The organism is Novosphingobium meiothermophilum (genome assembly GCF_003171715.1).
GTDB classification, from domain to species: domain Bacteria; phylum Pseudomonadota; class Alphaproteobacteria; order Sphingomonadales; family Sphingomonadaceae; genus Novosphingobium; species Novosphingobium meiothermophilum.
Genome location: NZ_QGHL01000005.1, coordinates 99,736 through 126,197, shown reverse-complemented (window position 1 = coordinate 126,197; position 26,462 = coordinate 99,736). Strand labels below are relative to the sequence as shown.

Annotated in this window: 22 protein-coding genes; 9 read left to right on the top strand and 13 right to left on the bottom strand. The window is 66.7% G+C overall.

What is annotated here, in order from left to right:
• Nucleotides 1–10: 10 nt before the first annotated feature.
• Nucleotides 11–2,275 carry an NADP-dependent malic enzyme gene (locus DKM43_RS03830; RefSeq protein WP_109797168.1) on the bottom strand — a complete coding sequence of 755 codons (2,265 nt, stop codon included), beginning with the start codon at nucleotides 2,273–2,275 and terminating at the stop codon, nucleotides 11–13.
• 129 nt (nucleotides 2,276–2,404) lie between these two features.
• Nucleotides 2,405–4,051, bottom strand: a complete 1,647-nt coding sequence (locus DKM43_RS03825) for a hypothetical protein (RefSeq protein ID WP_236632363.1) — start codon at nucleotides 4,049–4,051, stop codon at nucleotides 2,405–2,407.
• A 114-nt stretch (nucleotides 4,052–4,165) separates the two neighbouring features.
• Here DKM43_RS03825 and mutS point away from each other — a divergent pair, with 114 nt between their 5' ends.
• Both mutS and DKM43_RS03815 read left to right on the top strand, forming a co-directional pair.
• Nucleotides 4,166–6,754 carry a DNA mismatch repair protein MutS gene (mutS, locus tag DKM43_RS03820; protein ID WP_109797167.1) on the top strand — a complete coding sequence of 863 codons (2,589 nt, stop codon included), beginning with the start codon at nucleotides 4,166–4,168 and terminating at the stop codon, nucleotides 6,752–6,754.
• Nucleotides 6,747–7,361 carry a 5'-methylthioadenosine/S-adenosylhomocysteine nucleosidase gene (locus DKM43_RS03815; protein WP_109797166.1) on the top strand — a complete coding sequence of 205 codons (615 nt, stop codon included), beginning with the start codon at nucleotides 6,747–6,749 and terminating at the stop codon, nucleotides 7,359–7,361. Before mutS ends, DKM43_RS03815 begins: the two co-directional genes overlap by 8 nt.
• 11 nt (nucleotides 7,362–7,372) lie before the next feature.
• Here DKM43_RS03815 and DKM43_RS03810 read toward each other — a convergent pair whose 3' ends face one another.
• The 6 genes from DKM43_RS03810 to DKM43_RS03785 form a co-directional block, all read right to left on the bottom strand.
• Nucleotides 7,373–9,787 (bottom strand): ligase-associated DNA damage response DEXH box helicase, encoded by a 2,415-nt coding sequence (locus DKM43_RS03810; RefSeq protein WP_109797246.1) that lies wholly within the window; start codon nucleotides 9,785–9,787, stop codon nucleotides 7,373–7,375.
• A 14-nt stretch (nucleotides 9,788–9,801) separates the two neighbouring features.
• Nucleotides 9,802–11,613 carry a hypothetical protein gene (locus DKM43_RS03805; protein ID WP_109797165.1) on the bottom strand — a complete coding sequence of 604 codons (1,812 nt, stop codon included), beginning with the start codon at nucleotides 11,611–11,613 and terminating at the stop codon, nucleotides 9,802–9,804.
• Nucleotides 11,610–13,328, bottom strand: a complete 1,719-nt coding sequence (locus tag DKM43_RS03800) for an Hsp70 family protein (RefSeq protein ID WP_109797164.1) — start codon at nucleotides 13,326–13,328, stop codon at nucleotides 11,610–11,612. Before DKM43_RS03800 ends, DKM43_RS03805 begins: the two co-directional genes overlap by 4 nt.
• Nucleotides 13,329–13,432: 104 nt before the next feature.
• The gene (gene pgmG, locus DKM43_RS03795; protein ID WP_109797163.1) at nucleotides 13,433–14,851 is read right to left on the bottom strand and encodes a phosphoglucomutase/phosphomannomutase PgmG; all 1,419 of its coding nucleotides are present in this window, start codon (nucleotides 14,849–14,851) and stop codon (nucleotides 13,433–13,435) included.
• Nucleotides 14,852–14,908: 57 nt separating this feature from the next.
• Nucleotides 14,909–15,214 (bottom strand): J domain-containing protein, encoded by a 306-nt coding sequence (locus DKM43_RS03790; RefSeq protein WP_109797162.1) that lies wholly within the window; start codon nucleotides 15,212–15,214, stop codon nucleotides 14,909–14,911.
• A complete protein-coding gene (locus tag DKM43_RS03785; protein ID WP_109797161.1) occupies nucleotides 15,214–16,023 on the bottom strand; it encodes a division plane positioning ATPase MipZ in 810 nt (269 codons plus the stop codon). The genes DKM43_RS03790 and DKM43_RS03785 overlap by 1 nt, the downstream gene beginning before the upstream one ends.
• 100 nt (nucleotides 16,024–16,123) lie before the next feature.
• On the opposite strand from DKM43_RS03785, the gene panC reads away from it, so the two are divergent.
• Complete coding sequence (gene panC / locus DKM43_RS03780; RefSeq protein WP_109797245.1) at nucleotides 16,124–16,978, top strand: pantoate--beta-alanine ligase; 855 nt, start codon at nucleotides 16,124–16,126, stop codon at nucleotides 16,976–16,978.
• Between the two features lie 11 nt (nucleotides 16,979–16,989).
• Nucleotides 16,990–17,319, top strand: coding sequence for a DUF2322 family protein (locus tag DKM43_RS03775; protein ID WP_109797244.1), 330 nt, complete (start codon nucleotides 16,990–16,992; stop codon nucleotides 17,317–17,319).
• A gap of 16 nt (nucleotides 17,320–17,335) precedes the next feature.
• Here the strand turns inward: DKM43_RS03775 and DKM43_RS03770 are convergent, their stop codons facing one another.
• The 3 genes from DKM43_RS03770 to DKM43_RS03760 are packed head-to-tail and all read right to left on the bottom strand — an operon-like array spanning nucleotide 17,336 to nucleotide 19,292.
• The gene (locus tag DKM43_RS03770) at nucleotides 17,336–18,073 is read right to left on the bottom strand and encodes a hypothetical protein (protein WP_109797160.1); all 738 of its coding nucleotides are present in this window, start codon (nucleotides 18,071–18,073) and stop codon (nucleotides 17,336–17,338) included.
• Nucleotides 18,074–18,109: 36 nt separating this feature from the next.
• Nucleotides 18,110–18,970 carry a metallophosphoesterase family protein gene (locus DKM43_RS03765; protein ID WP_109797159.1) on the bottom strand — a complete coding sequence of 287 codons (861 nt, stop codon included), beginning with the start codon at nucleotides 18,968–18,970 and terminating at the stop codon, nucleotides 18,110–18,112.
• A gap of 55 nt (nucleotides 18,971–19,025) precedes the next feature.
• Entirely contained in the window at nucleotides 19,026–19,292 is a 267-nt protein-coding gene (locus DKM43_RS03760; protein ID WP_109797158.1) for a hypothetical protein, read from the bottom strand.
• Between the two features lie 362 nt (nucleotides 19,293–19,654).
• Between DKM43_RS03760 and DKM43_RS03755 the strand changes: the two genes are divergently transcribed.
• Complete coding sequence (locus DKM43_RS03755) at nucleotides 19,655–19,942, top strand: UrcA family protein (RefSeq protein ID WP_109797157.1); 288 nt, start codon at nucleotides 19,655–19,657, stop codon at nucleotides 19,940–19,942.
• A gap of 112 nt (nucleotides 19,943–20,054) precedes the next feature.
• Here the strand turns inward: DKM43_RS03755 and DKM43_RS03750 are convergent, their stop codons facing one another.
• Nucleotides 20,055–20,600, bottom strand: a complete 546-nt coding sequence (locus DKM43_RS03750; protein ID WP_407938479.1) for a winged helix-turn-helix transcriptional regulator — start codon at nucleotides 20,598–20,600, stop codon at nucleotides 20,055–20,057.
• Nucleotides 20,601–20,735: 135 nt separating this feature from the next.
• Here DKM43_RS03750 and DKM43_RS03745 point away from each other — a divergent pair, with 135 nt between their 5' ends.
• The 4 genes from DKM43_RS03745 to DKM43_RS03730 all read left to right on the top strand — a co-directional run bounded on the left by DKM43_RS03745 (nucleotide 20,736) and on the right by DKM43_RS03730 (nucleotide 24,753).
• Nucleotides 20,736–21,089: a CC_3452 family protein gene (locus DKM43_RS03745; RefSeq protein ID WP_236632362.1), complete on the top strand. Its 354-nt coding sequence runs from the start codon at nucleotides 20,736–20,738 to the stop codon at nucleotides 21,087–21,089.
• A gap of 158 nt (nucleotides 21,090–21,247) precedes the next feature.
• On the top strand, nucleotides 21,248–22,003 hold the full coding sequence (locus tag DKM43_RS03740) for a hypothetical protein (protein ID WP_109797156.1): 756 nt from the start codon (nucleotides 21,248–21,250) through the stop codon (nucleotides 22,001–22,003).
• A 49-nt stretch (nucleotides 22,004–22,052) separates the two neighbouring features.
• Nucleotides 22,053–22,457, top strand: a complete 405-nt coding sequence (gene msrB / locus DKM43_RS03735; RefSeq protein ID WP_109797155.1) for a peptide-methionine (R)-S-oxide reductase MsrB — start codon at nucleotides 22,053–22,055, stop codon at nucleotides 22,455–22,457.
• Between the two features lie 130 nt (nucleotides 22,458–22,587).
• Nucleotides 22,588–24,753, top strand: a complete 2,166-nt coding sequence (locus tag DKM43_RS03730) for a transglycosylase domain-containing protein (protein WP_109797241.1) — start codon at nucleotides 22,588–22,590, stop codon at nucleotides 24,751–24,753.
• Nucleotides 24,754–24,876: 123 nt separating this feature from the next.
• Here DKM43_RS03730 and DKM43_RS03725 read toward each other — a convergent pair whose 3' ends face one another.
• Nucleotides 24,877–26,403, bottom strand: a complete 1,527-nt coding sequence (locus DKM43_RS03725; RefSeq protein WP_201739769.1) for a Do family serine endopeptidase — start codon at nucleotides 26,401–26,403, stop codon at nucleotides 24,877–24,879.
• Between the last annotated feature and the right edge of the window lie 59 nt (nucleotides 26,404–26,462).

Here is a 26,462-nt window from a genome sequence, read left to right as displayed (position 1 = left end):
CGCTTAGCCATCACCCCACGATGCCCGCCGCCGCGAGCACGGCCAGCGTCATGATGTCGGGCGCAAGCGAGGTCATGGGCGCGATCTGGACCGGTTTTTCCATGCCGATCAGCATGGGGCCGATCACGGCATTGCCCGCCAGTTCGCGCAGCAGCTTGGCCGAGATGTTCGCCGATTGCAGGCCGGGCATGATGAGCACATTGGCCGGACCCGAAAGGCGGCTGAACGGGTAGTTCGCCATGACCTTGGGGTTGAGCGCGGCATCGGGCGCCATTTCGCCTTCGTATTCGAAGCCGGGGTTCTCGGCATCGAGAATGGCCACCGCGCCCCGGATCGAATCGAGCCAGCGGCCATAGGGATTGCCGAAGGTCGAGTAGGAAAGGAAGGCCACGCGCGGTTCATGCCCCATGCGCCGGGCGACGGCGGCGGTTTCGCGCGCGATCTGGGCAAGGTCTTCGGCAGAGGGCCGCTCGTTCACGGTCGTGTCGGCAAGGAACACGGTGTAGTTCTTTGCCACCATCAGGTGGATGCCGAAGGGCAGGTGGCCGGGCTTGGGATCAAGCACCCGGCGCACTTCCTTCATCGACTGGGCGAAAGTGCGCGTCATCCCGGTGATGAGCGCATCGCCATGGCCAAGCGCCACGAGCAGCGAGGCAAAGACGTTGCGATCCTGATTGACCATGCGCCGCACGTCGCGCTCAAGATAGCCGCGCCGCTGGAGTCGCTCGTAAAGATAGGCGACCATTTCGGGCACAAGCGGCGATACCGCGGAATTGTGGATCTCGTAGGAATCGGGATCGCTGACGCCCAGTTCGGCCAGCAGATCGAGCACGGGCTGGGTGCGGCCGACCAGCACCGGGGTGCCATAGCCGAAATCCTTGAACTGGATGGCGGCGCGAAGCACCACTTCGTTTTCGGCCTCGGCAAAGACCACGCGCTTGGGGTTTTCCCTTGCCTGCGCGAAGACGTTGGTGAGCACCGAGGTGGTGGGATTGAGCCGCGCCTTGAGGCTGGTGCGGTAGGCGTCCATGTCCTCGATCGGGCGCTGGGCGACGCCTGAATCCATCGCCGCCTGTGCCACGGCCGAGGAGACGACTTCCATCAGGCGCGGATCGAACGGGGCGGGGATGATGTAATCGAGGCCGAAGGTGTGGTTCATGCCATAGGCCGCGGCCACTTCTTCGGGCACAGGCTCGCGCGCCAGCTTGGCAATGGCCTCGGCGGCGGCGATCTTCATTTCCTCGTTGATGGTCGTTGCCTGAACATCAAGCGCGCCGCGGAAGATGAAGGGGAAGCCAAGCACGTTGTTGACCTGGTTCGGATAGTCCGAACGGCCGGTGGCAACGATGCAGTCCGGGCGCACGGCCTTGGCCGCGGGCGGGGTGATTTCCGGATCGGGGTTGGCCATGGCGAAGATGATCGGCTGGGGCGCCATCTTCGTGACCCATTCGGGCTTGAGCGCGCCCGCCGCCGAAAGGCCGAGGAAGATGTCTGCGCCGACAAGCGCATCTTCGAGGCTGCGCGCCGAAGTATCGACGGCATGCGCGCTCTTCCACTGGTCCATGCCGGTCTCGCGGCCGCGATAGATCACGCCCTGCCGGTCGCACATGATGACATTGTTGTGGCGCACGCCCATGGCCTTGATGAGCGCGGTGCAGGCGATGGCAGCCGCACCCGCGCCGTTGACCACGACCTTCACGTCTTCGAGCTTGCGCCCCGTCAGATGGCAGGCATTGAGCAGCCCGGCGGCGGAAATGATCGCCGTGCCGTGCTGGTCATCGTGCATGATCGGGATCTTCAGGCGCTCTTTCAGGGCCTGTTCGATGATGAAGCATTCGGGCGCCTTGATGTCTTCAAGGTTGATCCCGCCAAAGGTCGGCTCCATCAGCGCCACGGCCTCGATGAAGGCATCGGGGTCTTCGGTGGCGAGTTCGATATCGATCGAATCGACATCGGCAAAGCGCTTGAACAGCACCGCCTTGCCTTCCATCACCGGCTTGGAGGCCAGCGCGCCGAGATTGCCGAGGCCGAGAATGGCCGTGCCGTTGGAGATGACCGCCACCAGATTGCCCTTGGCGGTGTAATCATAGGCGGTCTTGGGATCATCGGCGATGGCGCGGACCGGAACCGCCACGCCGGGGGAATAGGCCAGCGAAAGATCGCGCTGGGTGGCCATCGGCTTGGAGGCGATGATCTCGATCTTACCGGGCCGGATGGTGTTGTGGTAGAAAAGCGCCTCGCGTTCAGTGAAACGGACGTTGCTTTCCTCTGACATATTTCCCCCGTTGGTGATGGGCAGACTGGAACCGGCGCGAATGACCGGGCTTTGGCTGTGTGCCCTGTCCGCTCTTTGCCGCTACGTCAAGGCGAGGCAGCGCCGGATCGGCGGTGCAGCAAGGCGAAATTACAGCTCAGGCAGGTTCCAGCCCGGCACGCCAAGGCGGCGCACCTTGAACAGCAGGCTGCGCCCTTCCTGCCAGACGAGCTGGAGGCGCGGATCGGCGCGGTGTGGAAGGCCCGTGTCGATCAGCCAGACATAATCCACGCGTTCGATCGGGGCATACTTGAGCGCGGTATCCACCGTGCGCCGCCACTTGCCTGCGCAGCGGCGCGACCAGACGAACTCGGAAGGATCGGCGGTGAAATTGCGGCCCGGACGGAAGCGGGGGACGACCATGTGCAGCCCCGGCACGGCCCAGTTGTCGTTCACCCACGCCTGTCGGTAGAGGCTGGCAAGACTGGCAAGGTGATCGCGCCGGGTATTGCGCCACGATTCATCGAGGCACGAGTGTTCGACAAAGGCGAGAACACGGCTGCCCGGCTCGACATGGCTGAGCGCGGCAAGCTGCTTGCGGTAGTCCTCGGCATAGCCGGCAAAACTCCACGCGGTGACGGACAGGCGCACCGCCAGCAGCGCCAGCCCGGCATAGGCGACAAGCCTTGCCCAACGGGGACGGCGCGCGCGGCTCCAGTCCTGCAGGCCAAGGCCCAGCATGGCGGCCACCGGCAGGAGGCGAATGTCGACAAAGGCCGAACCGTTGATGTCGCTGGGAATGGCGATGAACAGCAGGAAAACGGCCAGTGCGGGCAGGCCCTGCCGCCACGACCAGCGCGCGCCCAGCAGCGGCCCGGCCAGCACCAGCAGGCAGGCGATGATCGTGGTGCCGAAATCGAGCAGCTTCGACTGATCGCGCAGGGTGAGCACGAAGGACCACGCCTTCTGGTCCCAGCGCCACACGTTCATGCTCTTCGCTTCGGGCGAGAGCAGTTTCCACAGAAGGATCGTGACGACAGTGGCGACAAGCGGCCAGCAGGCCTGCCACAGGCGCAGGCCGATGGCCTTCCAGTCAAGCGTGGCAAGCCAGCGCCGGTCCGCCAGATCGCGCCAGCGCCAGCCAGCGGGCAGTTCGTCCATCGCCCGGCCAAGGGCATGGGCGCCGACCAGCAGCGCCAGCAGCAGCCCGCCGATGGCATGGCACAGCATGGCCACGGGCTGCACCACCAGCAGCATGATGGCGCGCGCGCGCGGGTTCTTCTGTTCAAGCCAGAGCGAGGCGGCAAAGGCCGTAAGCGCAAGCCCCGTGGCGAGAATGTAGTTGAGGAAGCCCGTGAGCAGCGGAAAGCTGAACACGAACATCAGCGACCAAGCCGCCGCGTGTCCTCCGCGCGGGTTGAGCATGCGGATGGTCCACAGGCAGCCCAGCGCGAACAGCCCGGTGGCGAGCACCGTGCTCCACCACCCGGCGGCAAGGATGCCGAACTGCGCGCCCAGCACCTTCATCAGGACGCCGCCGCCGATGTTCAGCGTGAAGACCCACTTCCAGGTGAAATACTGTTCAAGCGGATTGCCCGGTCCTGCCGCCTCGATCGCTGCGGCCCCCATGTGGCCCGGCACGTCGATCAGCGGGGGCACCTCCACCAGGATGAAGGGCGCGCAGATGAGCAATACGCCCAGCGCGATGCCGGGGCCGGACAGCCACGGCAAGGCCCCGGCCTGCGCCCAGAGCGCCTTTGCGGCTGCGATCCAGTTCCTTTGGCGGACTTGCGTCAAGCTTCGTTTACCCCAGCATGGCCGCGGAGTTGCGGATATTTGGCTTCAATGGTTTGAGAAACACGCGCGGCTGGTCTAGCCCCCTGTCGCGTGACGTCTAATGCCCCAACTCCGATGATGGCGCAATATCTTGCTCTGAAAGAGCAGGCTGGCGACTGTCTGCTGTTCTACCGGATGGGCGATTTCTTCGAGCTGTTCTTCGAGGATGCGCGCATGGCAGCGCAAGTGCTCGACATCGCGCTCACCAGCCGGGGCGAGCACGGCGGGGTGCCCGTGCCGATGTGCGGGGTGCCGGTCCATGCGGCCGAAGGCTACCTTGCGCGCCTGATCCGCGCAGGGTGCCGCGTGGCCATTGCCGAACAGGTGGAAACGCCCGAAGAAGCAAGGAAACGCGGCGGTTCCAAGGCGCTGGTGGCGCGCGACATCGTGCGCTTCGTGACGGCGGGCACGCTGACCGAAGAGGCCCTGCTTGAGCCGCGCCGTGCCAATGTGCTGGCGGCGCTGTGCGAGGTGCGCGGCACGATCGGGATTGCCGCCTGCGACATTTCCACCGGGCGGATGGAGCTGGAGGAGTGTGCGCCCGACCAGATCGGCGCCGCGCTGGCGCGGCTGGGCGCAAGCGAGGTGGTGATACCCGATTCGTGGCCCGCATCGTGCGGTGCGCCGCCCCCCGATGGTGTGGCCCGTCCGAATCGCATGTTTTCCAGCGACGAGGGCGAGGCCCGGTTGAAGGCGGTGCACGGCGTTCACGCGCTGGATGGCTTTGGCCGGTTCAGCCGCGCGATGCTGGCTGCGGCTGGCGGGCTGATTGCCTATCTCGACCATGTGGGGCGCGGAACCCTGCCGCTGCTGCTGCCGCCGGTGGTGCGCGATGCCGGCACGCACATGGTCATGGACGAGGCGACGCGCGCCAGCCTTGAGATCCTTGTCAGTTCGCAAGGCACGCGGCGCGGCAGTCTGGTCGAGGCGATTGACCGTTGCGTGACCGGGGCCGGGGCGCGGCTGCTGGCCGAGGATCTATCTGCGCCGCTGACCGATGCGCGCGCGATCAACCGGCGGCTGGAAGTGGTGAGCTGGCTGCATGACGATCCGCTCCTGCGCGGCGATGTGCGCGGGCTGCTGCGCGCACTGCCCGATGTTGGCCGCGCGCTGGGACGGGTGGTGGCAGGGCGCGGCTCTCCGCGCGATCTGGGCCAGTTGCGCGATGGCCTGATGCAGGCGCGCGCGCTTCACGATCTGCTGCTGGCCCGTGCCGATCTGCCCGCGCCGCTGCGCGACCTTTTGCCTGCGCTGGCCGGGCACGGAGCGCTGTGCGATCTTTATGCCCGTGCGCTGGTGCCGCTGCCGCCGACCGAGCGTGCGCAGGGCGGGTTCATTGCCGAAGGATACGATGCCGCGCTTGACGAACTGCGGCGTGCATCGGGCAATGCGCGCCGCGCCATTGCCGCGCTGGAAGCGAAATACCGCGACGAGACGGGCATTGCCGCACTGAAGATCAGGCACAACGGCGTGCTGGGCTATTTCATCGAGGTTCCCGCGCGCCATGCCGACCGGCTCATGGCACCCGATTCGGGCTTTACCCATCGTCAGACAATGGCGGGTGCGGTGCGCTTCAATGCGCTGGCGCTGCATGAGGAAGCGAGCCGGATCGCCGAAAGCGGCGGGCACGCGCTGGCGATGGAAGAGGCCCACTTTGCCGATCTGGTGGGCCACGCCGTGCGCGCGAAAGAGGCCATTGCCGCCACGGCCGCCGCGCTGGCCCGGATCGACGTGGCCGCAGGACAGGCCGAACGCGCGGCCGAAGGCGGCTGGGCGCTGCCGCGCGTGGTTGACGAGCCCTGCCTTGATATCCGGGGCGGGCGGCATCCGGTGGTGGAGGCCGCACTGGCCGCACAGGGCGAACGCTTTGTCGCCAACGATTGCGCCCTGATGCCGCAGGACCGGCTGTGGCTGGTGGGCGGGCCGAACATGGGCGGCAAGTCCACCTTCCTGCGCCAGAATGCGCTGATCGTGCTGATGGCGCAGGCGGGCGGCTTCGTGCCCGCGCAGGCGGCCAAGGTGGGGCTGGTGGACCGCCTGTTCAGCCGCGTGGGGGCAGCGGATAACCTGGCGCGCGGACGTTCGACCTTCATGGTCGAGATGGTGGAAACCGCCGCGATCCTTGCCCAGGCGACGGAGCGCAGCTTCGTGATTCTTGACGAGGTGGGCCGCGGCACTTCCACCTATGACGGTCTGGCGCTGGCATGGGCCGTGGCCGAGGCGGTGCATTCGATCAACCGCAGCCGCTGCCTCTTTGCCACGCACTACCACGAACTCGCGCGGCTGGCCGAGACCTGCGAGGCGCTTTCGCTCCACCATGTGCGGGCACGCGAGTGGAAGGGCGATCTGGTGTTGCTGCACGAAGTGGCCGAGGGGCCTGCGGACAAATCCTATGGCCTTGCCGTGGCGCGGCTGGCAGGCGTGCCCGCGCCGGTCATCAAGCGCGCGAAAGCGGTGCTGGAAAAGCTGGAAAAGGGCCGCGCGGCCACCGGCGGGCTGGCAGCGGGGCTGGATGACCTGCCGCTGTTTGCGGCCGCGATCGAGGCCGCCGAAGAAAAGGTCGATGCCCTGCGCGAAAGGCTGAACGGGCTTGATATCGATGCGCTCTCCCCGCGCGAGGCGCTCGACCTGCTTTACGAACTGAAGGCTCAGGCCAATGGTTGAACTTGCCTCTCTCGGCCGGAAAAGCGCGCTGTTCATCATGGCTGCCGAACCGGAATACGGTCCGCACCTGCGCGCCCGCTTCACGCCGCTGATTACCGGGATCGGCCCGGTGGAGGCAGCGCTGCACACGGGCGTTGCGCTGGCGCGGCTGGAGGCGGCCGGGCGCCTGCCCGATCTTGTCGTGTGCCTCGGATCTGCCGGATCGCGACGCTGTGCGCTGGGGTCGGTCCACCAGATCGGCAGCGTATCGTGGCGCGATATCGACGCATCGCCGCTGGGCATCGCGCCCGGCGTGGTCCCCTATCTCGACGAGCCAGTGGACCTGCCGCTGGAATGCCCGCTCGATCTACCCGTGGCCACGCTTTCCAGCGGGGGCGATGTGGTGAGCGGCGCGGCATGGGACCGGGTGAGCGCGGACATGGTGGACATGGAGACCTATGCCGTGGCCCGCGCGGCGCGCACGTTCGGGGTGCCGCTGGTGGGGCTGCGCGGGGTGTCTGATGGGCCGGGCGAACTGGGCGGCGCGCATGACTGGCACAAGCTGCTGGGCTATCTCGACGGAGAACTGGCCAAGGCGGTGGACCTGCTGGCGGCGCATTACGGCTGAGTCGCGCAGCGCTAGTCCGGCCGCATGGCAGCGGCGGCAAGGCTTTCCGCTTCGGCCAGAAGCGCATCGTCCACATCGCCCTGCGGTGTTGCCTCGCGCCCGATCATCACCAGCACCGGCACGGCCAGCGGGCTGACCCGATCGAGTTCGACATGGACGAGCTGGCCCTGCGCCCGGTCGAGCAGATCGCCAAGGCGGCCCACATCGGTCATCCGCGCGCGGGCATCGGCCCATGCGGCCTCGATCAGCAGGTGATCGGGTTCGTAGCGGCGCAGCACGTCATAGATGAGATCGGTGGAGAACGTGACCTGCCTGCCCGACTTGCGCTTGCCGGGGTGCTGGCGCTCGACCAGCCCGGATATGACCGCCACTTCGCGGAAGGCACGGCGCAGGAGGTGCGATTCCTGCACCCATTCGACGAACTCGTGCGACAGGATGTCGGGCGAAAGCAGCGGCGCGGGATTGCCCGCGGGCCGCGCGCTCCACACGCCCAGCGCATAGTCGCTGGCAACGAAGCCCATAGGCATCAGGCCGCGTTCGTTCATGCGGCGGGTGATGAGCATTCCCAGCGACTGGTTCGCGTTCCAGCCCTCGAAGGTGTAATAGACGGTATAGTGCCGGTCGTGGTGGGGAAAGCTTTCCGCCAGCAACATGCCGGGGCCGGGCAGGCGGCTGCGCCAGTCCTGCATTTCCAGCCATTCGCGCACATCATCGGGAAAGCGCGCCCAGCCCGCGCGATCAGCGATGAGCGCGCGCACCCGATCGGCCAGATGGGTGGTGAGCGGCAGGCGCGCGCCCATGTAGCTGGGAATCTGGCCGGGCTTCTTCGCGGCGCGCACCACGAGTTCAAGATCGCGCACGCCTTCGACTTCGAGGTCCATTCCGGCGAAGCGGATGGTATCGCCCGGCGAGAGCGTGGCCCCGAAACTTTCCTCTACCTTGCCGAGCGATCGGCCATTCCGGAACCGCACCTCAAGCATTTCGGAATCGACGATGATTCCGGCGTTGAGGCGGTGGCGGGCGGCATGTTCGGGATGGGTCAGCCGCCATGTGCCATCAGCATCGCGCACGATCCGCCGGAACCGGTCATAGGCGCGCAGGGCATAGCCGCCGGTCGACACGAAATCGAGCACGCGCGCCCACTGCGCCGCGTCCACCCATCGGTAGGGCGCTGCCGAGCGCACCTCTCGCAGCAGCGCGGCTTCATCGAACGGTCCCGCACATGCGCAGGCCATGACATGCTGCGCCAGCACGTCCAGCCCGCCCGCGCGAAAGGGTTCGCCATCGCGCCTGCCCTGATGGACGGCCTCCTGCGCGGCGAAGGCTTCGAGAAACTCGAACCGGTTGCCCGGCGCCAGCAGTGCGCGGCTGGGACAATCGAGCCGGTGATTGGCGCGGCCGATACGCTGGAGCAGGCGCGAGGAGCCTTTGGGCGCGCCCATCTGCACCACCAGATCGACATCGCCCCAATCCACCCCCAGATCGAGGCTGGCGGTGCAGACAAGCGCGCGCAGTTCGCCGCGCGCCATGGCACCTTCCACCTTGCGCCGAGCCTCCCTGGAAAGCGAGCCGTGGTGAATGCCGATGGGCAGGTTGTCCTCGTTCACGTCCCACAGGCACTGGAAGATGTATTCGGCCAGAAACCGCGTATTGGTGAAGACCAGCGTTGTGCGGTTGCGGCGGATTTCCTCGTAGAGCTGGGGCACGGCCCAGGCGGCCGCGTGGCCGCCCCACGGCACGCGCTGGTCCTGCGGGTGCAGGATGGCAAGGTCCGGCCTTGCGCCCGGCTCGCCTTCGACCAGCCGCACGCAATCGGCATCGCCATCAGGGGCGAGCCACGCCCGGAAATCCTGCGGATCGGCAACCGTGGCCGAAAGCGCCACCCGGCGCATTGCAGGTGCAATGGCTTGCAGCCGGGCAAGCGAGAGCGCCAGCAGATCACCGCGCTTGCCCGTGGCGAAGGCGTGGACTTCATCGATGATGACGCGCTTCAACCCGCCGAACATCGTGGCGGCATCGGGGTAGCTCAGCAGCAGCGAGAGCGATTCGGGCGTGGTCAGCAGAATCTGCGGCGGCCTTGCGCGCTGGCGAGCCTTGCGATCGGACGGCGTATCGCCGCTGCGCGTTTCCACGCGGATGGGCAGGCCGATTTCCTCGATGGGAGTCAGCAGATTGCGCTGCACATCATGCGCCAGCGCCTTCAGCGGCGATACATAGAGCGTGTGAAGGCCATCGCCGGGGGACGGGCCTTGCGCGAAATCGGCCAGTGTGGGCAGGAAGCCCGCGAGCGTCTTGCCCGCGCCGGTATCGGCCACCAGCAGGGCGTGCTGATCATGGCGGGCCGCATCCAGCATCTCGGTCTGATGGCGCCGCACGCGCCAGCCGCGGGCAGCAAACCATTCGGCAATGACGCCGGGCAGGGCCATGTGCCGATCCTGCATCACAGGACCGAAAGGATGGCCTCGCGCTCGGCTGCGGGGCCTTTCCATGCCAGCGTCTGTTCGATCAGGGCGATGGTGACGGCGCACTGATCGGCATCCGGTCCCTTGCCGCCCATCGCCGCGCGAACCCGCTTGTCCGGAATGCCGGTGGTGGCAATCACCCTGTCCACAAGTTCGCCGGGAATGCTGGCCCGCGCCGGGGGCAGGCGCGGCGGCGGGCCAAGCAGACGGGCATCGAGCATCTTCACCGCCAGCTTGCGTTCCGCCGCGAGGATAGCGGGCGTGACCTGCGCCCGCGGGTCAAGCCGCCGGGTGCGGATGAAGGCCATGCACTGCGCAGGCCCCAGCTTCCGGGCGGCTTCCAGCAACCGTCCACGCAGGCGCTGCACATCGGCCAGCAACTGGCCCTTTTCGGCAAGGGCAGTGGCCAGCATCCGTTCGCGCACCAGATCATGGACCTTGGCGGCATAGGCCGCATCGTCCTCTCCGGCAGATCGGGCAATCGTGCGGTTGGCGCTGAACAGGGCCGCCAGATCGGGCTGGAGCGATTGCAGCCCTTCGAACGTGATTTCGGGGCCGAATACTTGCCTGATGGCGCTGCCAATCGCTTCGCGGTCTTGCGCGGCTTCGCTAGCCGAAAGCGCAGGCGGGACGAAGGCGTCGTGCCGGTCGCTGCTGCCGCCTGCATCCATCGCCATGCGGATGATCTGCACGATGAAGATCAACGCGAAGATGGCAAGGCGGCCCTTGCTGAACCAGCCCTGCCCGCCGCTGTCTTCGCCCTTCCTGTCCCACAGGGCGACGCGCCACGGATCGAAGTGGCGTTCGATTTCGGGGAAATGGCGGCGCACGCCATCGAGAAGCTGTTCGACATCGGCGCGCTTGACGAACCAGCCCCGGCGGCTGCCCTGATGGGCGGGCGTGGTCAGTTCCTTCCACGCCTTGTGCAGGGGGTGGGCGGGATCCTGCACCTTCTCGCAGAAGCGCAGGCCCCGCAGGCGTGCGTTGAGAAACGCGATGGCCGGACGTTCAGAGATCTGGCCGCGCTCCTGCTCCCAGCCGAAGACCGCGGCGGCCGGTTCAAGCAGCGGGGCGGAGCGCGGCCAGGCATCCCATAAGAGGTTGGCGAGCCAGTTCTCGATCTCGTCGAAGGCGCTGACGCTGACGCTTTCGGCATGGCGCAGCACGGCCTTGAGGTGCCCCAGCGCCATGGCTTCCTGCCAGCCTTCAAGCGGGGGCAGATCGGCACCTTGGGGCGTGTCATCAGGCAGATCGGTGAGAAGAAGCCGGTAGAGGGCCTGTTCGTGCGCCCATGCCGGCATGACCGCATCGGGCGGGCTTTCAAGGCCCAGCAGCACCGGCCGTGCGAAAGGATCAGGCCCGACGGCAATGGCCCGTTCAGCGGGCGCCTGCGCCGCGGCAACGCCGCCGGTCACGTCGAGCCTTGGTGCTTCTTCCGGGCCGCCTGCGGACAGGCGCGTGGTCAGTCCCGGTTCCGCCTTGCCCGAAACCTGCGGGTCTTCCACCGACGGCGCGCCATAGAGCCAGCCTGTAGGGGGGGTGTCCTGATTGGCCGGTCCATTTGGTTCCGGCGGGGTGGGGAGTGCGGTTTCGGCCTTGTCGTCTTCAACAGACGCGGCGCGTCTTGCCCAGTTGAGCGCGGTATCGCGGGCCTGCCGCAGGCGGGCATATCCCTCGACATCGCGGTCGATGTCCATCGCCTTGAGCCGGGCGGCATAGGCGCGCCGGATGGCCGAGGCATCGCGGGTTTCGGCAAGGTCCAGCACCTGCCATGCCTGAGCGGGGGTCATAGCGGCGGATTGGCCTCGATCATGTCGAGCAGGCGGGCAAGATCGGTGGCGGCATCGCTGATGCGGCGCGGATCCTGGCTGTCGAGCGCGGCGACGAACAGGCGGGTATGATCGCCCACCACGGCCCGCACATCGCCCAGAAACTCCTCGTAGCAGCGCTCGGCGCGGGCCAGCAGCATCTGGTTGCCTGCCTCTTCGCGCGGGTGATGCTTGAGCGCGGCCAGCGCCTTGCGCCGCGCTTCGAGATCGCCGGCAGCCTTGCGATCCTCCTCGTCGATGATGACGAGGTTGTGTTTCGCCCCGGTCAGCGGAACTTCGACATCCACTTCGAGCAGGCCCGAACTGTCATAGGAAAAGCGCACATCGATGAACACTTCGCCCGCCGGGCGCGGCGGCACCGGCACCTTGAGCTGGCCCAGAAAGACATTGCCCGAAACCTCGCGCGCCTCCCCCTGATAGATCTTGACCTCGATCTGCTTCTGGTTGTCGCCCATCGTGCTGAACTCGCCCGAACGGCTGACCGGAACGGGGGTATTGCGTTCGATGATCGGGGAAAAAAGGCCCTGCTGGATCGCGCCTCGCGCCGAACGATCGGCGGTTTCGATGCCGAGGGTGAAGGGGCAGACATCGGTTATGCGGATTTCCTCAAGCCCGCCGTCGCGCGCGATGAGACCGCCCTGAATCGCCGCGCCCAGCGCCACGGCATGATCGGGATGGACCGAGGTATCGGGAAAGCGCCCGAACAGTCGGGTGATTGCCTTGCGCACCAGCGGCATCCGCGTGGCCCCGCCCACCAGCACCACTTCGCTCAGCGCAGCGGCATCGATCTGGCTGTCGCGCAGGGCGCGCACCACCGGATCGCGCAGGCGCTTGACCAGCGCTTCGGCCTGCGCCTCGAACTCGGCAGAAGTCACCGTGGCAGACAGGCGCTGGCCATCGATGGTCAGGGCGAACTCGGCCTCCTGCGCCTCGCTCAGGCCGCGCTTCGCCCGTTCGGCCGCCTGAAGGAGCAGGGCTTCGGCGCGGCGCTCGTCGATCTTGGAAAGCAGGCCGTCGGGATCGAGCCTGCCCCTGACGGCGGTGGCGAGGGCAAGGTTGAAATCATCGCCGCCCAGCCGGTTGTCTCCGGCAGAAGCGCGCACTTCGACAATGCCCTCGAACATCTCGACGATCGAGACATCGAACGTGCCGCCGCCCAGATCGAAGACCAGGAACGGCTCGCGCTCGGCCTTGTCGGCAAGGCCGAAGGCAAGCGCGGCAGCGGTGGGTTCGTTGATGAGGCGGCGCACGGCAAGGCCCGCCAGTTCGCCTGCGCGGCGCGTGGCCTTGCGCTGACGGTCGTTGAAGTAGGCGGGAACGGTGATGACGGCCTCGGTCGGGCGGGTTCCGGTGTGGGCTTCCACATCGTTGCACAGGGACATCAGCACCAGCGCTGACAGTTCCTCGGCCGAAAAGGGCTTGCGGCCAAGGCGCAGCTTGCGGTCGGTGCCCATCAGGCGCTTGAAGCTGGTGGCGGTGGCGCCGTCTTTCATTGCCATGCGCTCAAGCGCGGCGGCGCCTACCAGCGTGGTGCCATCGGGCAGGACCGACACCGCAGACGGCGTGAGCAGCGCGCCCAGCGCATTGGGCACGAGCTGCGCCTCGCCCCCGGTATCGCTGTTCCGCCACAGGGCCACCGCGCTGTTGGTGGTTCCCAGATCGATCCCGATGAGCATCCGATGTTCCGTGCATTCGCCTTTGCGGGGGTGATGGGGCAGCGCTGGCGGGCTTGGCAAGCGCAAAGCGCGCTCTCAGGCCGGCCCGCTTCTTCTCGGCACCTTCATTCGCGGCTGAGGCCGACGGCGGCGAGGCGCGCATCGACTTCGGCCAGCAGCCGGGAAAGACCTTCGGCGGTGGTGCTTTCGGCGCGGACCACCAGCATGTCCTGCGTGTTCGAGGCGCGCAGCAGCCACCAGCCCTCGGACGTGTCGACGCGCACGCCATCGGTGGCGTTGAAACCGATTCCCTCGGCAGCGAGCGTGCGCGCCACCTCATCGACGGCGGCGAACTTGCGCGCCTCGTCCACGGCAAAGCGCAGTTCGGGCGTGGCCACGCGCTGCGGCAGGACATCGCGCATGGCGCCAAGGGTTGTTTCTGATCGGACCGTGGCGGCGATGAGCCGCATCGCGGCGTAGAGCGCATCGTCATAACCGAAATAGCGATCGGCAAAGAACATGTGCCCGCTCATTTCTCCGGCCAGCGGCGCACCAATCTCCTTCATTTTGGACTTTATGGGCGCGTGCCCGGTTTTCCACATCAGCGGCCTTCCGCCCAGTTCGGCAATGCGTTCGAACAGGGTGGAGCTGGCCTTCACATCCGCGATAATCGTGGCTTGCGGCAACGTCTGGAGCACGTCCTGCGCATAGATTGCCAGCAGGTGATCGGCCCAGAGAATGCGCCCTTGCGCATCGACCGCGCCGATCCGGTCTCCATCCCCGTCGAATGCCAATCCGAAATCGAGTTTTCCCCGCACGACAGCGGCCCGCAGATCGGTGAGGTTTTTCTCGACCGATGGATCAGGATGATGGTTGGGAAAATGGCCGTCCACGTTCGCATGAAGAAGAGCATGGTGTCCGGGCATCCGGGCGGTGAGCGCCGCGATGACGGGGCCAGCCGCACCGTTGCCGGCATCCCAGCCGATGCGCAGGCGTTCCAGCGCAGCCTTGTCGATCCCGTCGAGCGCGCCGAGCAGGCAATCGACATAGGCATCGATGATGCTGTTGCCCTGCGCCTCGGCTTCGATAACGCGGCCGTTGCCGCTGGCAAAGGCGCCTTCATCGGCGATGCGCCCCAGATCGATTATGCCGGCACCGAAGAACGGCGCCCCTTCAAGTATCATCTTGAAGCCATTGTGATCGGGGGGATTGTGGCTGCCGGTTACGTGAACGCCGCCCTGAACCTCTGGGGTTAGGGCGCGCGCGGCGGGCGTCGCCGCGAAATAGAGCATCGGGCTTGGCCCAAGGCCAATGCGCACCACGTCCACCCCGCTTGCAGTGATGCCTTCGACCAGCGCGGTTTCCAGCATGGGCGAACTGATCCGGCCATCATAACCCACCGCTACGCGGCTGCCGCCCCGGCGGCGCACCACCGTGCCGAAACTGCGGCCCACCGCGCGCGCATCATCCGGGCCAAGCGTTCTGCCAACCGTGCCGCGGATGTCGTATTCGCGCAGGATCGAGGGGTGGAAGCTATGGCGCATCGGTGGCGTTATGGGCAGGGAGCCATGGGCAGAACCGCAGCGGTTCAGACGTGCCCGTCAATTGCGCCGATCCGGGGCGGCGGCGCGGGCTGAAAGGCGCGCCAGAAGCAGATCGCGAGCGGCATTGGCTTCGTGAACGGCTTCGTTGCTGCCGCCGCGATCGGGATGGACCTTCTGGATCAGGCGGCGGTGCGCCTCGATCACGTCTTCATATCCGGCATCGGCAGGAAGGCCCAGCAGGTTGCGTGCCTTTGCCTCGTTCCGTGCGCGCGGATCGCCTTGCAGAAGTTCCCACGGCCAGCGTCCGGCCAGCAGCTTGCAGGCAAGGCTGGCCAGAATCGCAAGCGTGAGCAGCTTGGCCATCAGGCCGCGCTTTCCAGCGGCAGTTCGGGCGCCACCTTGGGCAGGTTCAGCCCGGCCACCAGTGTGCGCAGTTCCTGACGGGCGACAAGGTGGCTGGTGCCCAGTTCGCCTAGGTGCCCCTTGTCCAGCAGGGTCAGCCCCGATGGAAACAGTTCGCGGTAGATCACGCGTTCGGACAGCCCGCTGGCAACGCGAAAACCCACGCGCCTGGACAGTTCGGTGAGTGCCTGATCGATGCGGCGCTGGTTGCGTGCTTCGGTATAGCCGGTGCGGTTGCGCACCACGACCCAGTCCATCTCGCGGCGCTGCTCCTGAATGGTGGCCATGGCCCGCTTCTTGCGCGCTTCCCAGATCAGTTCGGCATAGAAGGACAGGCGGCGCACCTTGAAGGTTTCGGCATCGACCTGCCCGATCAGGTCGAAATCGACGAAGCTGTCGTTCAGCGGGGTGACAAGCGTATCGGCGCGGGTGGCAACATGGCGGGCCAGCGGATCATCGCGGCCGGGCGTGTCGAAGATGAGGAAATCGTGGGATTCGGCCAGCCGCGCGGAGACTGCGTCAAGCTCTTCGGTGCTGTCTCCGGTATAGACCTCGAAGCTGGCGGTGGGCAGCGCGATCTCGCGGCGGCGCATGGTTTCCGCGCGGTTTTCAAGATAGCGGTGCATGGTGCGCTGGCGGGCATCGAGATCGATCGTGGCGACGCGCGCGCCCTGATAGGCCAGCGCCACGGCGACATGGACCGCCGTGGTGGATTTGCCGGTGCCACCCTTTTCGTTGGCGAAGACGATGCGATGCGGGCCGGTGGACAAGGGTGCTTACTCTCTGCTGGATTGCGGTGGGATTGGCTTGCGAGAGGCCATAAGCCTCCCTATCGCCCCTTTGTTTCGACTTAGTGGAGTGGGTGCCAAGGTGCAAACGATCAACCGCCTGCAAGACCTGCGCAAGGCAGTGGATGCGCTCAAAAACGGGGGAAAAACCGTCGCGCTGGTCCCGACCATGGGCGCGCTGCATGAAGGCCACCTGACGCTGGTGCGCGAAGCGCGGGCGCGGGCCGATCATGTAGTAGCCTCGATCTTCGTCAATCCGCGCCAGTTCGGGCCGAACGAGGATCTCGATGCCTATCCGCGCCGTCTTGCCGCCGATGCCGCCCTGCTTGAGGCGGAAGGGGTGGCAATCCTCTGGGCGCCCACGGTGGATCAGATGTATCCGCAAGGCTATGCCACCAACATCAGCGTTTCGGGCGTGAGCGAGGTGGCCTGCGGCGCAGCCCGGCCCGGCCATTTCGATGGCGTGGCCACGGTGGTGTGCAAGCTGTTCAATCAGGTGCGGCCCGATGTGGCGCTGTTCGGCGAGAAGGACTGGCAGCAGCTTGCCGTGATCCGGCGCATGGCGCGCGATCTGGACCTGACCCAGCCCCATGTCGACAACATCGTCGGCGTTGCCACCGTGCGCGAGGCCAGCGGCCTCGCCATGAGCAGCCGCAACCAGTATCTCAGCACCGACGAGCGGGAGCGCGCGGCCGGGCTTTCCGCCGCCATGCGCCGGGCCATTGCCGCAATCGAAGGCGGGGCGGATGTGGCGCAGAGCCTCGCCGCGCTGCGGGCCGAAGTGCTTGCGGCAGGCTTCAGCGCCATCGATTACGCCGACCTGCGCGATGCCGCCACGCTGGAGGAGCTGGCGGCGCTTGGCGGCCGCAAGGCGCGCCTGCTGGTGGCTGCCCGCATCGGCGCGGCGCGCCTGATCGACAACATGGGAGTGGGATGAGCGTGATGGACATGATCCGGCCGGGCGCATCGTTCAAGGACAATCTGGCGCAATTGCCGCCCATCGCCGGTCTGGCCCGCATCGACCTTGTCGACCGGGCAGGCGCGGTGGTGGCGAGCATACCCAACGAACCGGGCAAGCAGGGTTCGCTGGCGGTCTATCACTATCTCAAGCTGTGCTTCGGGGCGCTCGATGCCGAAGCGGCAGAGCATGGGCTGGCCGTGTTCGGCGAACATACCGCCGATGCAAGGGCGCGCCCCGGCGCGCATCCGAACATCGACCGGCTGCTGGATGTGGTGGCGACAGGCGATGCCTTGCAGATCAGGGTTGTCGGCCAATAGCGTCTCCTGCGCTGCGTCAGAAACGCGAGGCGAACCCGATCGTTGTCCATGTCCGCCTCTCGCCCGTCAGATTGCGGCTGACGACGAACTCAAGGTCGACGTTACCCTTGCGGTTGGTGGGGCGCAGTCCGATCTGGATGGCATCGCCCGCAGCACCGGCGCCGAACATTTCGGCGTGAAGCGCGAGCCGGTCGGGCACGAGCGTGGTTTCCGCCCGCACGCCCCATGTCAGGGCGGAGGATCGGGGTGTCTGGGTGGCGCGGGTCCAGCCAAGATTGCCATGCAGCAGCAGATCATCGCCCACCGGCACTGTCATGGCGCCATAGGCGGCAAGGCCGGTGACAGCGCCCTGATCGGCATCGATCGTGGCGTTTGCGGCAAACGACAGGCCGACCGTGCGCGCTCCGGCTTCGCGCAACTGCCACTTTGCCTGTGCGGTGGCGCTACGCGAGGTGACCGTCAGGGCATGATCTTCGGATGCCGGAGCCTGCATGGCCATCAGGGTGAGCGACCATTCCACACCGGGCAGGGCAGTCAACGCGGTGGCGGGCACGACATTGACCAGCCTGAAGGGGCCGCTGAGGGCTGCCCATGCCTCGATCTGGCTAGTGCCGACAGGGGTAATCGATGAATCGTCGGTAAGGTAAGGCCCGCTGGCCGAGGCCGGATCTGCGCCGCAGATCAGACCGGATGCGACAAGACCCCAGCGTAGCAGCACGGGAAACTCGAAAAGACGGGAAGCTGCGGCTGACATCCGGTTCGATCCATTGGCGAAGCTGGCTGAACTGGCTCAATGCACCGGCGGATCGATGGCCGGGACGGCATGGACGGGGGCGACCGGATCGCCCGGCTCGCGCGGCGGCAGGGCGTTTTCGGGCACGTCCTCGATCATCATGTCGGGGGTGGGGACATGCGCCATGTTGCGCACGCGCACGGTGAGCCGGTCGGCTTCCAGTGTCAGTTCGTTGAAACCGGGCGGGGTTGATCGGACGCGCCGGCTCAGCGTGCCTGCGCCGATCATGCGCACCAGGCCGTTTGCCGTAGGGTGGATCAGATCGAAGGCATCGTGAACGTGGCCCGAAATCACCGCCAGCACATTGCGGCTGGCGAGGGCCGCCAGCGCGCGGTTGCCGCCGCGCGTCAGCGCCTTGCCGCGCGTTCCGGCCTCTACCAGCGGGTGATGGCAGGCGACAATTGCGCGGGTGCCGGGTGGCAGGGCATCGAGCGCGGCGAGTGTCTCGCCAAGCGCGGCACGCGAAACGTTGCCCTTCGACCAGTTGAGGCGCAGCTGCGCGCGCGCGGTGGTTTTCAGCGGCACGATGGCAAGGCCCGGCAGATCGATCTCGCGTTCCACCATGCTGCGGATCGCACGGAACCGGCGGTAGGGATCGGTGAAACGCTCGATCAGATTGAAGTAGGGCAGATCGTGATTGCCCACCTCCACCGTGACGGGAACGCCCAGCGCCTTGATCCATTTGCAGGCCGCGGCAAACTCACGGTGGCGGGCGCGCATGGTGAGATCGCCGGTGATGGCCACGGCGTCTGGCCTTTCGCGGGCGATGCGCTCGGCCACCCAGTCGAGCGCGCGGCGGTCTTCAAGGCCGAAGTGGATGTCGCTGACATGAAAGATGCGGAGCGGGGGGCGGGTCATGGCGCCTGCCTGATCGGCGCTGGCGCCGCGCCGGTCAAGTCTCCGGCGCTTGCGGTCAAACCCTGTCGGTCAGGATGAGCCAGGCCGAGAAGCTGTTGAGCACCGAATAGATGACGTAGGCGATGGGGCCGCCAACGCTGCCTTCGGCGGCAAAGAGGAGGGCCGCCACAAGCAGAAGGAACTCGACCACCAGCGTAAAGCGGCCGCCCAGTGCATGGATGAACCACGGCATCCGCCCGATCAGCGGGTGTCCACTGTCCATCACCGCGCGCTGGAGCGCGAAGTTGCCGATGCCAAGCAGGAAGGTGATGAGAATCGCCATGTCCAGCCCGCAGCTTATGGAAACCGTGCGGTCTTGTCACATGCCGAGTCACTGCCAGCGTCCTGGTGTGCTGCTGGCCCGAACAGTCGGTCCTTGCAGCGGTTGGTGGAGCGGGGTCTGCGCTTCGTCGGGCGGCCCGGCACTTGGTCGGCAAGTGGCGATCACCGGTCGAGCCGGGCGCGCGTGGCACGGCATCCTGCGCCTATCAAGATGGCACGCGGTGATCGGGACGGCCCGGAAAAAACGGCATCCCCCCATACCTTGACCCCCGGAAGGGCGGTTCCGGTCATCGCGATGATCCACCGGCCGGCAGACGCAGGAACACGCGTTTCCCCGGCCAGACAGGCTGAAAGGAAACAACCATGTTCAAGCACGCCATCATCGCCGCCGGGCTTGCCCTTGCAGCAAGCCAGCCCGCCTTCGCCGAGACCCGCGTGGTCGCTTACGGCGATCTCGACCTTAACACCACCGAAGGACGGGCCCAGCTCGACAGCCGTCTGCGCAACGCGGCGCGCGAAGTCTGCGGCTTGAGGGCGCTCGATATCCGCTCAGGCGACTTTGAGGCCGCGCGCCAGTGCTACGTGAAGTCGATGGCGGATGCGCGCAAGGCCAAGGCTCGCGCTGTCCAGATCGAACTCGCCGCCCGCTGATCCTTGGGCGCGGTTTCTTCCGCCCGGACGACCAGTCCCCGTCCGGGCCAAACTCCGACAGGTCGCCGCAAAGCCGGCGGCCTCTTTTTCTGGGCGCAGCGGAGTGATGCGGTCAGGGAACCTGACGCAGTGGCGCGCGGCTGGGTTCGGCTTCGATCTCCGCGCCGTCTCGCCAGGTCAGATCCGCAGGGGAAAGCACCCGGCCGTCATGGGCATGAATGGTGATCGGCGCTATCGGCCGGCCATCGCGCGCATCGCACAGGACCGGATTGGCCGGAACGCCCAGTTGCCACTTTTCACCCCACTGGCGCAGGGCAAGCATGGCGGGCAGGAGATCCAGCCCCTTGGGCGTAAGGCGGTATTCGATGCGCCGCCGATCATCGGCGCAATGCTCACGTTTCAGGATGCCGGCTTCGACCAGTCTTGACAGGCGGTTGGAAAGGATGTTTCGCGCGATGCCGAGCGCGTCGAGGAAGTCCTCGAAGTGCCGGATGCCGTTGAAGGCGGCGCGCAGGATCATGAACGACCAGCGCTCGCCCATGGCTTCAAGCGCGAGGGGCAGGCCGCACTGCGCGATCTCGCACAGTGGCTCGTGCAGGGGCGGCTCGTGCAGGGAATGCTGTCGGGGCTTTTCCATGTCGTCATCTGCATAGCGCATCGCGGGGACCTGTTTAAGTTTCTAGTTGCAACTTGAAACCTATATTGATAGGTAGCGATTCGCAACGGAAATAGCATCCTCTCCAAACCCCGCTCGTTTCCGTGGCCCTGCACATTCTTATTCAGGGGAAACACGATGCTTGATGCCCAAAACCGTGGCGCCCTGCGCCAGCTTGTTCCTGCTGTCCTTGCACTGGTCGGCACTGCCGCCAGCTTCGCGCTGACCGCGGCGCCCGTGCGCGCCGCGGCCGGCCCGTTCTATTCGGCCACGCTCAGCCGTCCGGTGGATGGCACCCAGAAGCTGGTCCAGAAGGGCCTGCTGTGGAAGTGCGAAGGCGCCGAATGCTCTGCGCCGCGTGATACCTCGCGCCCCGTGATCGTGTGCGCCCGTCTGGCTCAGAAGGTTGGCCCGGTCGCCCGGTTCGCCACGCCGCAGGGTGAGCTTGCCGCCGACGATCTGGCCCGCTGCAACGAAGCGGCGCAAGGCTGAGGCACTCGCCCGGAACCTCCACTCCAGCGCGTGCCCATCCCTACCCTGCCGGGCGCGCACTTCCTGACCGTCGGGCCGTGGCAGGTTGCCAGCGGGCGCTTCGGCAAAGGGCCGCGAACGCAACGGCTGTTCGCGGCCCCTTTTTTGCGGCAAGAGCCATGGCCATGCCCTGCCGCCATGCTGATCGTGTTCGCGCCCTTGCCGCCAGCCTTGCCATGGTGGCGCTTGCCCTCAACGGGCTTGCGCCATCCCATGCGCGCGCTGCGCAGGCGATCAAGCAGCCCGCGGCCGCCGCACGTGCTGACCCGCCGGATGTCACCGATGCCGGCCAGCGCCTCGATCTGCGCTGTTCGGCGGCCTTTGCCATCGTTGCGCTGCAACAGGCCGAAGGCGCAGGCCCGGCGGGCTGGCCCGCACTGGCGCTGCGCGGCAGGAGCTTCTTTGCCGACACGGGCGAACGGGTGATGCACACGACCGGCCTCTCGCGCGAGGCGGTGCGCGATCTCATGGTTGCGGAAGTTCAGGCGCTTCAGCGGGCCGATGATCCTGATGCAGCACTTGCCGCGCTGGCCCCGGCCTGCACGGCGCGGCTGGATGCGGCAGTCCCGCCGCTGGTCACGCCCGACCTTGCCCTTTGCGCTGCGCTGCTTGACCGCGCCCAGAAGGAACTGACCGCACGCGATGGCCTCAGCCCGCAGGTGCGAGATCTCAGGACGCTGGCCTCGGTTCTGGCAGCACGTGCGCGCGCGGCGGTCACGGCGAATGGTGCCGGCAGCGGGGCCGCCGATCGCGCACTTGTCAAGGCGCGCGAGACGCTGGACGCCGAGATTGCCCACGCGCCCGATGCGGCAGAACGCTATGACATCGACCATTGCTATGATCTGGCAAAGCCCGAAGCCCGATCGCACTATTGAGCGCACGCCTGCGATTTCCCATATCCCGCGCGCAGAAGGAGATCCCGCCATGTCCGACAAGCTGAACCTGACCGACGCCGAATGGCGCGAGCGTCTTTCGCCCGAACAGTATCATATCCTGCGCCAGGGCGGGACCGAGCGCGCCTTTACCGGCGCCTATGAGCGCAACAAGGCGGCTGGCGATTATGCCTGTGCGGGCTGCGGGGCGCCCCTGTTCACATCGGACACCAAGTACGACAGCGGGTCGGGTTGGCCCAGCTTCTACGCGCCGGTCGATCCGGGCGCGGTGGACGAGCACACCGATGTTTCGCACGGCATGGTCCGCACCGAGGTGCGCTGTGCGCGCTGCGATGGCCATCTGGGCCACGTCTTTCCCGATGGCCCGCGCCCCACGGGGCTGCGATACTGCATCAACAGCGCATCGCTGGCCTTCACGCCTGATGAACAGGGCTGAGCCGGGAGCGGATCGCGGCCTCGCGATTTGCGGTTAACCCTGCGTTACGATTGTCCTATGCAAAGCGCTGCACAAAGTGGCCGCGCGCATACGGTGGCGGGCGCAAGATGAGGGAAGCAATCAGAAACTGATGGCCAGACGGGATATGCCTGGCCGCCGGGATGGCGGCCGGTCCGAGCCGAAGCCCGCGCGCGGTGGTTCAGCCTTGGGACGCTTCTTGCGCCGCCTCATCGCATGGGGCGTGGGCTTTGCCCTGCTCGGTGCGATTGCGCTGGCGATTGCGGTTGCGGTCACGGTGCGGTCGCTGCCCGGCTATGGCGAGTTGAAATCCAGCCAGACCGGGCAGATGATCGTGGTTCGCGCAGCCGATGGCTCCGAACTCGTGACCCTTGGCCCCAGCTATGGCAAGTGGGTGCCATACGAGCGCATTCCCCAGGTGATGAAAGATGCCATGGTTTCGGTCGAGGACCGGCGCTATCGCAGCCACTGGGGCGTCGATCCCATCGGGATCATACGCTCGCTCATGGTGCGGGTGGAAAGCGGCACGTGGAAGCAGGGCGGTTCGACCATCACCCAGCAGCTTGCGCGCAACATCTTCCTTAACAATACCAAGACCTTCGGCCGCAAGGCGCGCGAATGGGTGCTCGCGCTGGCGCTTGAACAGAAGTTCTCGAAGGATCAGATCCTCGAACTCTATCTCAACAAGGTCTATTTCGGCGGCGGCGCCTATGGCATCGACAGTGCCGCGCGCAAGTTCTTCGGCCATTCGGGCGAGGAGATCACGCTGCCTGAAGCGGCCATCATCGCGGGCCTCGTCAAGGCGCCCTCGCGCTATTCCCCCACGGCCGATGCCGAAGCCGCGGTTGGCCGGGCCGGTGTGGTGCTCCAGACGATGCAGGAGAACGGCTATGTCAGCGCGCAGGAGGCGCAGGCGGTCGATCTCAAGGCCGTGAAGATGGTGGAGGATCGTGCCGGACAGAACTCGGCGCGCTATTTCACCGACTGGGCCTTGCCGCAGCTTGATCTGATCCTGCCGGAAAACGATCAGCCGATCGAGGTGTGGACCACGCTTGATCCGGTCATGCAGCGCGCTGCCACCAGCGCGATTGCGGGCTTTGCGCCGAAAGGGGCGCAGGGCGCGCTGGTTTCGCTGGATCGTGATGGCGCGGTTCTCGCCATGGTGGGCGGCACCGATTATGTCACCTCGAACTACAACCGCGCGGTCAACGCGGTGCGCCAGCCGGGTTCGGCGTGGAAGCTGTTCGTCTATCTTGCCGCGCTTGAGGCAGGTTATACCCCCGATGACCGGGTGGTGGACGAACCGGTCACGATCGACGGCTGGACCCCGCGCAACGATGGCGGGCGCTATGCCGGGGAGATCGATCTGCGCACGGCCTTCGCCTATTCCAAGAACACCGTGGCGGCGCAACTGGGCAACGAGGTAGGCTTTGGCCAGGTGGCCAACATGGCCCGGCGTTTCGGCATCACCACTCCGATCAACACCTTGCCCTCGATGGTGCTCGGTTCCTCCGAGACGCGGGTGATCGACATGGTGCGCGCCTTCGCTGCGGTTCAGGCCAAGGGCATGTCGATCACGCCCTATGGCATCCGCAAGGTGACGACGACCGACGGCGAGGTGCTCTATCGCCACCGCCCGGAAACGCAGCAGCAGCTTGTGCCCGCCTATGTCGCGGCCGGCATGACCGATCTCATGCAGACGGCGGTGAATATCGGAACGGGCCGTGCCGCCCAGATTGGCCGCCCCGTGGCGGGCAAGACCGGCACGACATCCTCGAACAAGGACGGCTGGTTCCTGGGCTTCTCCAGCGGGATCACGACCGGCGTATGGATGGGCCGCGACGATGCCAAGCCCGTGCCCGGCCTTCAGGGCGGCGCGGCGCCCGCGCGCGCCTTTGCCGCCTACATGAAAGTCGCCACGGCCAAGCGCCCGGTCGAGAAGTTCGACACCGAACTGAAGCTGCCGGACTGGCAGCTTGAGCCGGATGACGAGGCGATGCAGGGCAATCCCGACGACTATTTCTATGTCGACGAACAGGGCAACCTTGTCGGCCCGGCACGGCGTCCGGCTGCGGGCAGCGGCGATGCGGGCGGCGCGGCCTTGCCCGAAGGCGCGGCGCCTGATGCTCCGCAGGCGGCCAGCGACGACTTCCTCAACCGTGCCACCGGCAAGCGCGAGACGGAGGCAGCTGGCGCGGGGAGCGGATCCGGCGCGGCGACGGCGCGTCCCCGGCCCGTCCCGGCACCGACACCGACCCGGCCCGTCCCCGTTCCCTGAGCAGATCGGGGCGGATTCAGCCAGAGATCAGCGCTCGCCACCACCCAAGGCGCTGCATCCAACAAGAAAGGGCCGCCCCGGATGGAGCGGCCCTTTGCTTATCATCAGCGGGTGCAGGCCGCGTCAGCGGATGCGCACGGGGGTGTAGATCGGCGGCTGGCCGCGGCGCTGGATCCGCAGCAGAACGGCCTCGCGCCCGTCGGCCTTGGCCGCGCGCACGATCCTTTCGAACTCGGCCACCGAGGTCACGTTGGTGTAGTTGGCCGAAAGCACGATGTCGCCGCGTTGCAGGCCCTTGGCGGCGGCATCGGACGATGCGCTGACCGCCGAGATCACCACGCCCCTGGTGTCCTCGCTGACGCCAAGCTGGCGCGCGATCTGGGGCGTGAGCGGGATGGCGACGACGCCGAGGCTGTTCTCCAGCACGCCGGGGCCTTGCTGCTGCTTCGGCGCGCCGAAGCTGTCGTCGTCCTGCTGGGCATCGGGATCGAAGCTCTGCTGGGCCAGTTCTTCTTCGCTGGGGCGCTTGCCGACCACGGCCTGCACCGTGATGCGCTGCCCGTTACGCAGCAGTTCCACCGGAATGCGCTTGCCCGGTGCGGTATTGGCCACGATGAACGACAGGGTCTGATCGGGCGTGACGTCCTTGCCATCGACCTTGACCACCACGTCGCCTGCCTGAATCCCTGCCTTGGCTGCGGCCTGGCCGGGTTCGACCGCCTGAATGAACTCGCCGCGCTTCTTGGGCAGGCCAAGCGATGCGGCAAGATCATCCGACAGGGCCTGAATGCGCACGCCCAGATAGCCGCGATCGATCGCCTGACCTGCGCGCAGCTTTTCCACGATGGGCGCGGCGATCTCGGCGGGGATGGCAAAGCCGATGCCTACCGACCCGCCCGTGGGCGAGAAGATGGCGTTGTTGATGCCGATGACGTTGCCCGCCATGTCGAACATCGGCCCGCCCGAATTGCCGCGGTTGATCGAAGCGTCGGTCTGGAGATAGCGGTCATAGGCCGAGCCGGAGCCGGTATTGCGATAGACCGCCGAAATGATGCCCTGCGTCACCGTGCCGCCAAGGCCGAAGGGATTGCCGATGGCGATGACCCAGTCACCCACGCGGGCCTGCCGCGAATCGCCGAACTTGACGAAGGGAAAGGGCTTGGACCCGCTGATCTTGAGCACGGCAAGGTCGGACGCGGCGTCCTTGCCGATCAGGCGGGCGGGATATTCCGTGCCGTCGGCCATGGTCACGGTGATCGATTCGACCTGTCCCTGTCCATCGGCGGTGATGACGTGGTTGTTGGTCACGACATAGCCATCGGCCGAGATGATGAAGCCCGAACCCAGCGACTGCGCTTCGCGCGTCTGCGGGCCGCCACCGCCGCCGAACAGATCGGCAAACGGGGTGCCGGCAAAGGGGTTGTTGCTCTGCACCTTCACGCGCTGGCGGGTCGAGATGTTGACCACCGCGGGCTGGAGCTGATGGGTCAGATCGGCAAAGCTTGCCGGAGCGCCCGCTCGCGGCACCACGGTGCGCATCTCGGACTGCTCGTTCTGGGCAACCTGCGCGCCCGCCGGAAATCCTGTCACCAGGGTCAGTGCGCTGCCTGCAAGCAGCAGCGCCGAAGTCACACCATAAGCGTATCTCACGTGGCCTGGTCCTCTTTGTCTCGAACGGCACCGCCAAGGGTGGTGCCGCGCATGGTCTG

Coding starts and splice junctions, on each gene's coding strand:
- DKM43_RS03750 (WP_407938479.1), bottom strand. CDS start 20,600: ATGCGCTATGCAGATGACGACATGGAAAAGCCCCGACAGCATTCCCTG.
- DKM43_RS03770 (WP_109797160.1), bottom strand. CDS start 18,073: ATGTCAGCCGCAGCTTCCCGTCTTTTCGAGTTTCCCGTGCTGCTACGC.
- DKM43_RS03790 (WP_109797162.1), bottom strand. CDS start 15,214: ATGGCCAAGCTGCTCACGCTTGCGATTCTGGCCAGCCTTGCCTGCAAG.
- DKM43_RS03755 (WP_109797157.1), top strand. CDS start 19,655: ATGTTCAAGCACGCCATCATCGCCGCCGGGCTTGCCCTTGCAGCAAGC.
- DKM43_RS03745 (WP_236632362.1), top strand. CDS start 20,736: ATGCTTGATGCCCAAAACCGTGGCGCCCTGCGCCAGCTTGTTCCTGCT.
- DKM43_RS03765 (WP_109797159.1), bottom strand. CDS start 18,970: ATGACCCGCCCCCCGCTCCGCATCTTTCATGTCAGCGACATCCACTTC.
- DKM43_RS03800 (WP_109797164.1), bottom strand. CDS start 13,328: ATGCTCATCGGGATCGATCTGGGAACCACCAACAGCGCGGTGGCCCTG.
- DKM43_RS03815 (WP_109797166.1), top strand. CDS start 6,747: ATGGTTGAACTTGCCTCTCTCGGCCGGAAAAGCGCGCTGTTCATCATG.
- DKM43_RS03775 (WP_109797244.1), top strand. CDS start 16,990: ATGATCCGGCCGGGCGCATCGTTCAAGGACAATCTGGCGCAATTGCCG.
- msrB (WP_109797155.1), top strand. CDS start 22,053: ATGTCCGACAAGCTGAACCTGACCGACGCCGAATGGCGCGAGCGTCTT.
- DKM43_RS03760 (WP_109797158.1), bottom strand. CDS start 19,292: ATGGCGATTCTCATCACCTTCCTGCTTGGCATCGGCAACTTCGCGCTC.
- pgmG (WP_109797163.1), bottom strand. CDS start 14,851: ATGCGCCATAGCTTCCACCCCTCGATCCTGCGCGAATACGACATCCGC.
- DKM43_RS03730 (WP_109797241.1), top strand. CDS start 22,588: ATGGCCAGACGGGATATGCCTGGCCGCCGGGATGGCGGCCGGTCCGAG.
- DKM43_RS03810 (WP_109797246.1), bottom strand. CDS start 9,787: ATGGCCCTGCCCGGCGTCATTGCCGAATGGTTTGCTGCCCGCGGCTGG.
- DKM43_RS03805 (WP_109797165.1), bottom strand. CDS start 11,613: ATGACCCCCGCTCAGGCATGGCAGGTGCTGGACCTTGCCGAAACCCGC.
- DKM43_RS03830 (WP_109797168.1), bottom strand. CDS start 2,275: ATGTCAGAGGAAAGCAACGTCCGTTTCACTGAACGCGAGGCGCTTTTC.
- DKM43_RS03740 (WP_109797156.1), top strand. CDS start 21,248: ATGGCCATGCCCTGCCGCCATGCTGATCGTGTTCGCGCCCTTGCCGCC.
- mutS (WP_109797167.1), top strand. CDS start 4,166: ATGATGGCGCAATATCTTGCTCTGAAAGAGCAGGCTGGCGACTGTCTG.